The 11,580-nt window shown below is 67.9% G+C and carries 8 protein-coding genes and 1 other annotated feature; of the genes, 6 read left to right on the top strand and 2 right to left on the bottom strand.

Annotation, left to right across the window (positions count from 1 at the left end; all coding sequences use genetic code 11):
* Window positions 1-164: 164 nt before the first annotated feature.
* Window positions 165-1,441, bottom strand: a protein-coding gene (locus AB4Z14_RS21840; protein ID WP_442277080.1) for an IS3 family transposase whose coding sequence is annotated in 2 segments (ribosomal slippage) — window positions 165-1,150 and window positions 1,150-1,441 — 1,278 coding nt in all. Because the reading frame shifts where the segments join, the coding sequence is not laid out codon by codon here.
* Window positions 1,008-1,163, bottom strand: a sequence feature (AL1L pseudoknot). (Overlaps the previous gene by 156 nt.)
* A 557-nt stretch (window positions 1,442-1,998) precedes the next feature.
* Window positions 1,999-3,102: a LacI family DNA-binding transcriptional regulator gene (locus AB4Z14_RS21835; RefSeq protein ID WP_442277079.1), complete on the bottom strand. Its 1,104-nt coding sequence runs from the start codon at window positions 3,100-3,102 to the stop codon at window positions 1,999-2,001.
* 295 nt (window positions 3,103-3,397) lie between these two features.
* On the opposite strand from AB4Z14_RS21835, the gene AB4Z14_RS21830 reads away from it, so the two are divergent.
* From AB4Z14_RS21830 to AB4Z14_RS21805, 6 genes are all read left to right on the top strand, one after another.
* The gene (locus AB4Z14_RS21830; protein WP_442277078.1) at window positions 3,398-4,984 is read left to right on the top strand and encodes an ABC transporter substrate-binding protein; all 1,587 of its coding nucleotides are present in this window, start codon (window positions 3,398-3,400) and stop codon (window positions 4,982-4,984) included.
* A 25-nt stretch (window positions 4,985-5,009) separates the two neighbouring features.
* Entirely contained in the window at window positions 5,010-5,948 is a 939-nt protein-coding gene (locus tag AB4Z14_RS21825; RefSeq protein ID WP_442277077.1) for an ABC transporter permease, read from the top strand.
* A complete protein-coding gene (locus AB4Z14_RS21820) occupies window positions 5,945-7,975 on the top strand; it encodes a dipeptide/oligopeptide/nickel ABC transporter permease/ATP-binding protein (protein ID WP_442277076.1) in 2,031 nt (676 codons plus the stop codon). Before AB4Z14_RS21825 ends, AB4Z14_RS21820 begins: the two co-directional genes overlap by 4 nt.
* Window positions 7,972-9,210 carry an oligopeptide/dipeptide ABC transporter ATP-binding protein gene (locus AB4Z14_RS21815; RefSeq protein ID WP_442277075.1) on the top strand — a complete coding sequence of 413 codons (1,239 nt, stop codon included), beginning with the start codon at window positions 7,972-7,974 and terminating at the stop codon, window positions 9,208-9,210. Before AB4Z14_RS21820 ends, AB4Z14_RS21815 begins: the two co-directional genes overlap by 4 nt.
* Window positions 9,207-10,379: a serine hydrolase domain-containing protein gene (locus tag AB4Z14_RS21810; protein WP_442277074.1), complete on the top strand. Its 1,173-nt coding sequence runs from the start codon at window positions 9,207-9,209 to the stop codon at window positions 10,377-10,379. The genes AB4Z14_RS21815 and AB4Z14_RS21810 overlap by 4 nt, the downstream gene beginning before the upstream one ends.
* 72 nt (window positions 10,380-10,451) lie before the next feature.
* On the top strand, window positions 10,452-11,405 hold the full coding sequence (locus AB4Z14_RS21805; RefSeq protein WP_442277073.1) for an alpha/beta hydrolase: 954 nt from the start codon (window positions 10,452-10,454) through the stop codon (window positions 11,403-11,405).
* Window positions 11,406-11,580: the final 175 nt, after the last annotated feature.

Here is an 11,580-nt window from a genome sequence, read left to right as displayed (position 1 = left end):
GCTTCGTGCGGGGTGCGACGTAGATGTGCCCGTCCTCCGAGCGGAGCCGAGTGCGGTTGCAGACTCGGTTGCCCGCTGGGGGTGCCCCACGGGCAGAACAAGCATTCCCATCGGCCAACTGGGGACGCCACCACCGATGGCCCCCTGACTGTCCCGTTACGGGTTTAGTGGAGGCTCGGAACTGACGTTTCGACGGTAGCCGTCACGAGGTTCTGTCGGTAGTGCTGGTTCTCGAGCTCGACGGGTGGGATGAGTCCGATCTCGCCGTGGAGGCGTCGGTGGTTGAACCAGTCGATGTACTCCGCGACCGCGATCTCGAGGTCATCGATTGATCGCCACGGACCCCGGTTGCGGATCAGCTCTGCCTTGAACAGCGAGTTGAACGCTTCGGCCAGGGCGTTGTCGTAGGAGTCACCGGTTGAGCCGACGGAGGCGACCGCGCCGGCGTCGGCGAGGCGCTGGGTGTAGCGGATGGCGAGGTACTGGACTCCTTTGTCGGAGTGGTGAATCAGGCCGGGGGTGTCCCGGCCGGCGCGCGCCCGGTCCCACAACCCCATCTCCAGGGCGTCCAGGGCCAGGTCGGTGCGCAGGTTCTTGGACAGCTGCCAGCCGACGACACGGCGGGAGTAGACGTCGATGACGAACGCGGCGTACACCCACCCGGCGAAGGTGCGGCAGTAGGTGATGTCCGCGACCCACAGCTGGTCCGGGGCGGTCGCGGTGAACGCCCGCTGCACCAGGTCCGGTCGGGTGTCCGGTCCGCTGCCCGGGATCGTCGTGCGTGGCCCCTTCGCGCGGCTCACGCCCTGCAGCCCAACGGATCTCATCAACCGGTGCGTCGTGCAGCGAGCCACCAGATGACCTTGCCGGCGCAGCTCTGCGTGGACCTTCCGGATGCCGTACACGCCGTAGTTCTCGGCGTGGATCGTCACGATCCGCGCCAGCGTCACCGCATCGCTGATCGCCCGCGCCGACGGCGCGCGCTTCTTGGCCGCGTAGTACGTGCTCGGGGCGATCTGCGTGCCTGCTGCCGTCAAGGCTGTGCAGATCGGCTCGACCCCGAACCGGTCGCGGTGCTCGTCGATGTACTCGACGAGCACCCCGGTCGGCACTGTGGTGCTTACTTCAGCTTGCGGTCGAGCTCCGCTGCGGCGAAAAACGCGGACGCCGTCCGCAGGATCTCGTTCGCCCGGCGCAGCTCCTTGACCTCCCGCTCGAGTTCGGCGATCCGCTTCGCATCAGCGGTGCTCACGCCCGGTCGGTGGCCCTCGTCGATCTCGGCCTGCTGGACCCAGTTGCGCAACGTGTCCGGGTTGATGCCGAGCTGCTCACCGACCCGTTGCAGTGCGCCTTGCTTGGTGGCCGGATCACGCCGCAGGTCAACGGCCATCCTGATCGCTCGCTCCCGAAGCTCCTCCGGGTACTTCCTCGGTGCTGCCATGACTCTCATCCTTCCGTGGAATGAGAGCCTCCATCAGAACCGGAACGGGACAGTCCTGAAGGCGATGGGATCACCCGGCCTCGTCCCACGTCGGCGAAGCGGGGGTCGGAAGCGGACCCTATTCGGCTCTCGACCGGTCGTCCATGATGTCGACCCCGCGTGGCCAGTCGGGCTCATCACCGTGGACGTCTCGAAGAGTTTTAGCCACGGCTCGACGTTGGCGCCGCCGAATGCGGTCTCACACTCGAGGGGCAGCTGGTGCTCATGGATCCCGACGCGGAAGGGGCTCCCCGGCAGATCTCGCTGTGGCCTTCGGATCTGCCCATGAAGGAACTCCGGCGAGTGGCTGAGGCCCTTCGACGGATTGCCGGTCAGAGTCCGGACTAAAGAGGCACGGCTGAGATCATCAGTGCTGTCCCGCAGTTCAGACAGGTACTTATCCAGGCACAACTGCCGCATCATCGGCGGAGCCCGATTCACCACCGCGCTCTTCTGCCGCGTTGGGCGCGGTCCTGCAGAGGAAGTCGTATCGGGACGTCCCTTGCGCGGTCAGTGCCTCAGGATGGGTGAGGCGTGCTGATGGAGTTGCCCTTGTGAAGGGTCATGCGGATGGCGTGTTTGCCGGTGCGCGGCTTCTCGGACATCAGCAGGTCGACGGCTAGAGCGCCCATTTCCTCGTGGGGTAGGGCGATGGAGTTGAGTGATGGCTGGAGCCAGCCGGCAAGGTCTGAGTGGTCGAACGACACGATAGACACGTCTTCTGGGATGCGCAGTCCTGCAGCGGCGAGGGCCTGGTAAGCGCCGAAGGCGAGGCGGTCGTTGGCACAGATGAGCGCTGTGGGCCTCGTACCGTGGGCGAGCAGGTTGGCTACCGCCTCGCGCCCGTTACGCGGTTCCCAGTTGTCGGTCTCGCTGATGCCGGCAAGCCGCAGGTTGGCGTGGGCCAGTTCTTCTTTCACCCCGGCGAGTCGGTCGAGAACGGCGGTGCCCACGCGTCCACCCCATTCGGGGCCTCCCCGGAAGTCCGATGTTGGTCCGCCGATGTAGTGAATGCGGTCGCGGTGGCCATGGCGCAACAGCGCCTGGGCCGCTGTCCGCCCGGCCCCCACCTCGTCCGGGATGACCATGGGGACGCGATCGTCGGATGCGCAGCAGTTCAGCAGCACAAGCGGGACTCCCCGGAGTACGTCGGGGATGGTCACGTTCTGAGTGAACATGGACGCGTAGACGAACCCGTCAACCCGGCGGTCGAGGAGGTTGTGCAGCAGGCGCTCCTCGGTGTCCTTCTCGCCGAGCGTCTCGGCGATGAACATCACCGTGTCGTGCTTGCGGGCCTGGTCGAGGGCCGCGCCGATGATGCGGTTGGCGTAGGGGGTGCTGGCCACGAACTCGGACACGAGCGCGATGGTGCCGGACTGCCCGGTGCGCAGGATCTGGGAGGTCACGTCCGGGCGGTAGCCCAGGGTTGCGGCGGCCGAGCGCACCCGTGCCTGTGTCTCCTCGGAGATGCGCTGATCGGTGCGCCCGGTCATGACGAAGGACGCCGCAGAACGCGACACGCCAGCGGCCTCGGCGACCTGCGCCAGGGTGACCCGACGGGACCCGGCGCCGGCCTGGCCGCGGCTTGGTCTGGTGGACTTCCTCTTCGACTTCGCGGACATGGCCGGCCTCTTCTCGGGACCAGGCGCTGCTTCGGGAAGGGCCTTCCCTATGCGGTCACGCTGCGAGTGGTCGGGGTCATCAGGAGAGGAGTCGGCTGAGTGGCTCTGCGCGGTCACGTGGCTCGTCCTTTCGCTCCGGGTGGCTGCCCTCCCACCCTAGTGGAGGCGTGGCGCCTGTGCTAGACCGGGTTAGTCCCAGTGCTATATCGGGTTAGCCCTTGACAGTTCCCAACTGACGCGCCTAACCTCTGGACAGTCGCTAAACGCAGTTAGCACTGAGCCAACGGAGTCTTAGATGTCCTCGAACCCTGCTTTCCGACCCAGCCGCCGCGCCCTGACCCGAGCCGCTGTCGTCGCTGCCGTCCTGCCGGTAGTGGCGCTCTCGGCGTGCTCCCGCGCCGGGACGAACACCGCAAGTGCCTCCGCTGCCCCCAGCGAGCTGACGTTCGGCACCCAGGCCGGCCCGCCCTCGCTGAACCCCGCCGTGGGCGACCCGGCCTACGGCGCGACCTACCAGTGGGCCTACGACCCGCTGGTCGTCATGCAGCCGGACGGCACCTTCGCGCCGGGGCTCGCCGTCAAGTTCGGCTACGTCGCAGGCAGCAGCAACAAGGTCTACGAGCTGACGCTGCGAAACGGGGTGAAGTTCAGCGACGGGGAAACCCTGGACGCCAAGGCCGTCAAGACCTACCTCGACTACCTGCGGGCACAGAAGACCGGCTCGCTGGCCCCACTGCTCGCCAACGTCACCACCATCGACGCCACCGGTCCGATGACCGTCCGGATCACGCTCAAGAGCAGCGACCCCAGCCTGACGTTCAACTTCGCCCAGGCCTTCGGGCTCGGCAACATCGCCAGCCCCAAAGCGGTGGCCAACCCCAGCACTCTGGACAAGAGCACGGCCGGGGCCGGCCCGTACATGCTCGACGCCGCCCAGACCGTCAGCGGCGACCACTACACGTTCGTGCCCAACCCGAACTACTGGAACAAGGACCGGCAGCACTGGAAGAAGGTGACGCTGCGGGTCATCGCCAACCCGTCCTCGATGATCCAGTCGATGCGCTCGGGTCAGGTCCAGGCCGCGCTCGGTGACCCGACCACGCTCTCAGCCGCCAAGAGCGCCGGGCTCAACGTCATCGCCCCGCCGCAGGCCATGTCCGGGCTCAACCTGCTCGATCGCAGTGGCACCATCAGCAAGCCAGTTGGCGATGTGCGGGTCCGGCAGGCGCTGAACTACGCCGTCGACCGCAAGGCCATCGCGAAGGCGCTCTACGGCGACGAGGCCCTCGCGTTGAGCCAGTACTCGCTCACCGGGCAAGCCGCGTACGACACGGCGCTGAACGAGCGCTACCCCTACGACGTTGCCAAGGCAAAGCAGCTTCTCGCCGAGGCCGGGTACCCGAACGGGATCACACTCGAGTCGATCGACACGACGGTGGCCGGTCTGAACAAGCTGATGCAGGCGATCTCCGGACAGCTGTCCGCTGCCGGGGTGACGCTGAAGATCACGACGAAACCGGGCGTCAATGACTACGTCATCGGGATGCTGTCGACCAAGTACCCCACCGCGGTCATGGGTTACGGCCTGGCGAACATGGCAAGCCTGTACGCCGGGTTCATCAACCCCGCCGGGCCCTTCAACCCCTTCCACTACAAGGACGCCGAGCTCGACAAGCTGTACGCCCAGTACTACGCAGCCAACGAGGAGCAGGGCGCGGCGCTGCAGAAGCAGATCAACGCCCGCCTGGTCGAGCAGGCCTGGTCGGTCCCTGTGGTCGGGGCACCGCTGAGCTACTACACGACCAAGGGCATCACCGGCCTCGACGCCACCTCTGGGAACTCGGGCGTGCCATGGCTGACCGAGATCAGGCCGGCCGGCTGAGCGCGGACCGGACGGAGATCACCTGATGCTCAGACTCGTCGCACGGCGGCTCCTGTGGTCCGTGCCACTCGTCCTGGCCGCTGCCGCCGTATCCTTCATCGCTGTCGGTCTCCTCCCCGGTGATGCTGCCCGCTCGTTGCTGGGGCAGAACGCCACAGAGGAACAGCTGCAGGAGGCCCGTCACCAGCTCGGCCTGGACCTTCCACTGTGGGAGCAGTACTGGCACTGGCTGACCAACGCCCTGCACGGCGACCTCGGCACTTCACTGATCAGCCGCACCCCGGTGGTCGACGAGCTGAACTCCAGGATCGGTGCCTCCCTCTCGCTGATCATCGGTGCCACGCTCTTGGCCGCTGTGGTCGGGATCGCCCTCGGTGTGCGCGGCGCCCGCCGTGGGCGCATAGGCCGACTGGTCGACACCGTGTCGGTGATCGGGTTGGCCGTGCCGGACTTCTGGCTCGGGCTCATCCTCGTCGTGGTGTTCGCCGTCGAACTGCAGCTGTTCCCCCCGAACGGCTACGTGGATCCGCTCGAAGACCCGATCGGGTGGGCCAGCTCCCTCGTCCTGCCCGTTATCACCCTTGCGGTTCCGGCCGTCGCGATCATCGCCAAACAGACCCGCGACGCCGTCGCCACGGCGATGGATCGCCCCTTCGTGCGGACCCTGCGAGCGGCCGGCATCTCCGACCGTTCGATCCTCTTCCGTCACGCACTGCGCAACGCCGCGATCCCGATCCTCACCGTCGTCGGGCTGGTGTTCGTCGGTGCCCTGAGCGGCACGGTCGCAGTGGAGTTCATCTTCGCCATCCCAGGTCTGGGCAGCACCGCCGTGCAGGCCACCGCTGCCCATGACTTCCCCCTCATCCAAGGAGTCGTCGTGTACTTCACCCTCATCGTCATCGTGGTGAACCTCGCCGTGGACCTGGCGTACGGCTACTTCAACCCCAGGGTGCGTCTGACATGACCGAGAACTCAGTCCTCAGCGAGCCAATCGCAGCCCTCGGACCATCGGGGACGGCCGAGATGCCGGGCGCGACCACGGCGCGAGCCCGCTGGGCGCGTTCACTGCTTCGCCAGCCTCGCGGGTTCACCGCAGTGACATACCTGGCCCTGTTGGTCCTCGCGGGGCTGCTCGCCTCGAGCATCGCACCGTTCCCACCGGACCAGCAGAGCCTGTCAGAGGTCCTTCAAGGACCATCAACCACCCACCTGCTCGGCACCGACACCCTTGGGCGGGACGTGCTGAGCCGGTTGCTGTACGGCATCATCCCGTCGCTGCAGAACTCCCTCATCGCGCTTGTCGTGTTCCTCGTCCTCGGCATCCCGGTCGGGATCATCGCCGGGTACAGAGGCGGTAGGTTCGACGCCATCGTGGGGCGTGTGACCGAGCTGATGTTGGCGGTTCCCCCGATCATCCTCGTGCTGGTCGTGCTCGGCGTGTTCTCCTCGAGCCCGTCGGCGGCGATGGTCACCCTCGCGGTCCTGGCCGCGCCTGGTCTGGTGCGGGTCGTCCGAGGGGCGACGCTCGTGGTCCGGGAGGAGCTGTTCGTGACCGCCGCCAAGGTGGCCGGAGTCCGCAACGCCCGCATCATGGCGACCCACATCCTGCGCCGCGTCCTGGGCCCCATCCTCGCGCAGGCGACGGTCTTCGCCGGGGTCACCCTGGGCGTGCAGGCCGCCCTCGCGTTCCTGGGTCTGCTCAGCTCCGACAGTCCCACGTGGGGTGGGATGATCGGCGAGGCCTCGACCGTCATCACCGAGACATCGTGGCTGTTGATTCCTCCGGGCGTGATCCTTGCCGTGACCGTCCTGGCCCTCGGGCTGCTCGGAGACACCATCAGGGACCTCACCTCCGGGGAAGCCACCAACTCCGCTCGGCCAGGCCGCCGCTCACGCAGAGCAGCCGCCGCCCGGCGCGACGCACAGCCTGCGTCCAAAGAAGCCACGGCGCACGAGAGGACGCCCACACTTCGTCCCGGAGAGGTAACCCTCGAGGCGCGGAGCTCGGCGTTGCTCGAAGTGCGGCACCTCGCCGTCACCACTGCTGGGCCGCAGCCGACCACGCTGGTCGACGACGCGACCTTCGTCATCCACCTCGGGGAGGTCGTCGGCGTCGTCGGAGAGTCCGGCTGCGGCAAGAGCGTCACCGCACTGGCCGTGCTGGGTCTGCTGCCGGAGGGCCTCACCGCGTCCGCGGGGGAGGTGATCTTCCAAGGCACTGACCTGGTAGCCGGCGGCCCGGCCGCCTACCGTGCCATTCGCGGCTCGGGCATCGGGTACGTCGCTCAAGACGCGCTGGGAAGCCTGGACCCGACCCACACCATCGGCAGTCAGCTGATGGAGGTCATCGCCGTCCACGATGACACGTCGCACACCCAGCGGCGGACTCGAGCGATCGAGCTGCTCGAGCAGGTGAAGATCCCGGATCCGGAGCGAGTGCTGCGCACCTACCCGCACGAGATCTCCGGCGGCATGGCTCAACGCGTAAACATCGCCATCGCCCTGGCCGGCCGGCCGCAGCTGCTGGTCGCCGACGAACCGACCACCGCACTGGACGTGACCGTGCAGGGCGAGATCCTGCGGTTGCTGCGCGAGCTGCAGCAGAGCACACAGATGGCCGTTCTGCTGATCACCCACGACTGGGGCGTGATCGCCGGGATCGCCGACCGGGCGGTTGTCATGTACGCCGGTGAGGTCGTCGAACGCGCCGACGTGCAGACCCTCTTCACCCACCCCCGGTTCCCTTATACGGCGGCGCTGCTCGCCGCCGAGCCGAGCCTGGCTGCCGAAAGCTCGCGCCTGCCGACCCTGCCGGGCAGGGTCCCGCCACCCGGATCCTGGCCAACCGGATGCCGGTTCGCGAGCCGGTGCACCTTCGCACGTGACCAGTGCACGCGGGCCCCCATCCCCCTCCTGGCCGTATCGGGCCAGTCGGACACCCGCTGCATCCGCATCGAAGAGCTTGTCAGCGAAGGAGCGATGCCGCGATGAGCACCATGGACTCCACCGACGTCACCGCCGTCGACGACACGACCATGCCCGTCCTACAGGTGGCCAACCTTCGGGTCGGGTTCCGCCGCCGCCGCGCCGAGAACACGTTCTGGGCCTTGGACGATGTCAGCCTCACCGTGCCCCAAGGCCGCACCATGGGCCTCATCGGCGAGTCCGGCTCCGGCAAGTCGACCCTCGCCAACGCCGTCCTCGGGCTGGTGCCGGTCCAGTCCGGCACCGTCCAGCTCGACGGGAAGGACATCACCACCCTGTCCGGAGCACCACGCCGGTCCCTCGGCCGGACCCTGCAGGCAGTGTTCCAAGACCCGAACAGCTCTCTGAACCCGTCCTGGACCATCGGGCGCAGCCTGGCCGAACCCATGCGCGCCCAAGGCGTGCGGTCCAAGAGCGAGATCCGGACACGCACCGCCCAGATGCTCGAGGATGTCGGCCTGAGCCCCGATGCGGCCGACCGGCTGCCGGGCCAGTTCTCCGGAGGACAGCGCCAACGCATCTCGATCGCGCGGGCCCTGATGACCTCACCCCGGCTCGTCATCTGCGACGAGTCCGTCAGCGCCCTGGACCTGTCCGTGCAGGCACAGATCCTCAACCTGCTCAGCGACCTGCAGGAGGAGCACGGAGTGAGCTACCTGTTCATCTCCCACGACATGTCCGTCGTGCGGCACGTCTGCCACGACGTCACCGTCCTCTACCGGGGCCAGGTCATGGAGGTCGGGCCCACCCGCCTCGTCACCGCGCAGCCAGCCCACCCTTACACGCACGAGCTGCTGCTCTCCGCGCCCGTGGCCGACCCCACGATTCAACGCGCACGGCAACAGCAGCGCCAGCTCGTCCACGAGGCCAAGCTGGCCCAGCCCGCCCTGCCCGCAGACGTTTCGGGCGGAGCCGGCAGCTGTGCCTTCGTGTCGCGCTGTCCCGTCGCCCGCGACATCTGCAGCCGACAACGGCCCCCGCTGCGCCTGCTGCCGGACGGGCGGTCAGTGGCGTGCCACCGCTACCCCGAATGGCGAAGCGAGGTGCCCGACACGACCCTCCCGGCCCCTTCCGCCACTGGGGGACGCAGCATCCCAGAGGTGGCACCTCCCGATCCCGCGGGGGAGCCTCACGCTGACGGCGATGGTCTGCGCGCCGACCGCGGCGCCGTGTCGTCCGTCCAAGACCAGTTTGCGCCGAGCCGAGCGCCTCAATACCGATCCACGCAGGAGTCGTCATGACCGTCACCAAGTACGAGGGAGACGTCGCCGAAGGTTTCGGGCGCGTCGCCGACGCGTTCGTCGCCAACTTCGATGAGCGCGGCGACACCGGCGCTGCCTGCGCGGTCTACGTCGGCGGGAAGCTACTCATTGACCTCTGGGCCGGTACCACCAACCGCACGGGAGGCACCGAGCACCCCGACGGCTCTGACAGTGCCCCGTTCACCCACGACACTCGTAGCGTGCTGTTCTCCGTCAGCAAGGGAGTCACCACCGTCTGCCTACTCATGGCGGCCGAAGCAGGCCAGCTCGAGCTCGACTACCCGGTCGCGCACTACTGGCCGGAGTTCGCCGCAAACGGCAAGGACGCCATCACCGTCCGGCAGGTCCTCGCCCACCAGGCCGGGTTGATCGCGCCTACCGAGCCGCTCACCGCGCAACAGGTCCAAGACTGGACGCCCGTCACCCAGGCGCTCGAGAAGCAGGCGCCGCTGTGGGCCCCGGGCACCGCATACGCCTACCACGCCATGACGGTGGGATGGCTCGCCGGGGAGGTGCTGCGCCGGGCCACTGGATCGCGACCGAGCCAGTGGCTACGCGAGAAGATCACCGAGCCACTCGGCCTGCACATGACCTTCGGAGCGCACCTGGACGACCCCGACCTGGCGCTGATCGGAGAGCCCCTACCCGCCGCGCCCGACGCGACGCCCGCCATCGACACCGTCGACGCAGCAATGCTCGACCGGGTGATGGGTCTGGGCGCCTTCGACGGGCTGGATCTGTTCAGCGCCGTGAACCGGGCTGACTGGCTGGAGCCTGAGATCCCCGCCGGGAACCTCGTCACCACCGCCCACGACCTCGCCAAGCTCTACGCCGCAACCGTCAGCGACGTGGACGGGGTGCGGCTGCTGCAGCCTGGCACCGTCCGTGACGCCCGGCTCCCACTCTCGGTCGGCGCACCGTACGTCGGCGTCGACGAGGGCAACCGGTGGGGAACTGGCTTCATGACCGACTCCCTCCGCCGGCGCATGACCGGCGCGGGAAGTTTCGGCCACGACGGCGCCGGTGGTCAGCTGGGGTTCGCCAACCTCGAGCAGCAGCTCTCCTTCGGGTACCAAACCCTCCGCCCCGGCGGTGTACCTGACGACCGCGCCGAAGCGCTCTGCCGGGCCCTCCGCGCCTGCCTGTAACCAACGTTCAACTCCGTAGCGCAGCGTGCGACAGTTCGCGTGCTGCCGGCCCAAACTAAAGGACACACCGCCATGCCTCTCGACCCGTTCCTCGAGCCGCTCGTCGCCAACCTGCCGCCCGTCCCCGAGCAGATCGATGACTTCCCCGCCTTCCGCGCCCAGGACGCCGCAGGCGCCGCTGTGATGGTCGAGCAGTTCACCGAGCCCGGTCCGCCGGTGCGGTCCCGTCGCACCGTGACCATCCCCGTCAACGGCGGGAACATCGACCTCAAGATCTTTTACCCCGAGGGCGACGGGCCGCACCCGGCTCACCTCTACATCCACGGCGGAGGCTGGATCGCGGGCACCATCCACACCCCGTACATCGACATCACCTGCCAGGAACGCTGCGCCGGCGCGGACTGCGTCGTGGTGACCGTCGAGTACCGCAAAGCCCCGGAACACCAGTTCCCCACCGGGCTCAACGACTGCCACGCGGCGCTCATGTGGATGTTCGATCACGCCGACGAGCTCGGGATCCAGGTCGATCGGGTCAGCGTCGGTGGCGGATCCGCTGGCGCCAACCTCGCGGCCGCCCTGTGCCTCAAACTGCGAGACGAAAACGGCCCCAAGCTGGCCCTACAACTGCTCGAGGTCCCTGCCCTCGACCTCACCCTCGCCAGCCCATCGATGCACAGGAACGCCACCGGATACGGCCTCGACCTGACCACCATCGAACAACTGCTGCCGTACTACCTGCCAGCCCCCGAGGACGCCACCCACCCCTACGCCTCGCCGCTTCTGGCCAGCGACCTATCCGGTCTGCCGCCGGCGTACATCATGTCCGCCGAGTACGACCCGCTCTGCGATGACGGCCAGCGGTACGCCGACCGCCTCAACGCGGCCGGGGTCAACGCGACGTACTCGCTGCAGGAAGGGCACATCCACGTCTCGTCCGCGCTCACAAAGGTGATGCCTTCCGCCCGCGACTGGCGCACCGAGATGATCGCCGCACTCAACAAAGCCAACGTCGGTTTGTCCCAGTAGTGCAGCGGTGATCAGACGCCCCAGGCGGGGTCTGTCAGGCGAACGGTGTAACTGGCGTTTTCATGGTTAGAGGTTCTCCGGCGCCGGCATGCGCGCCTCGAAGGTGACCGCGAACGCGTTCAGGGCCGGCTTCCACCGGGTGACCCATCGTGCCTGCCCGAGTCCTTTGGGGTCC

The sequence above is a fragment of the Terrabacter sp. 2TAF16 genome, from assembly GCF_052115065.1.
GTDB lineage: Bacteria > Actinomycetota > Actinomycetes > Actinomycetales > Dermatophilaceae > Terrabacter.
The sequence above is the reverse complement of the archived record's forward strand: the minus strand, read 5'-3'. Positions and strand labels throughout refer to the sequence as shown.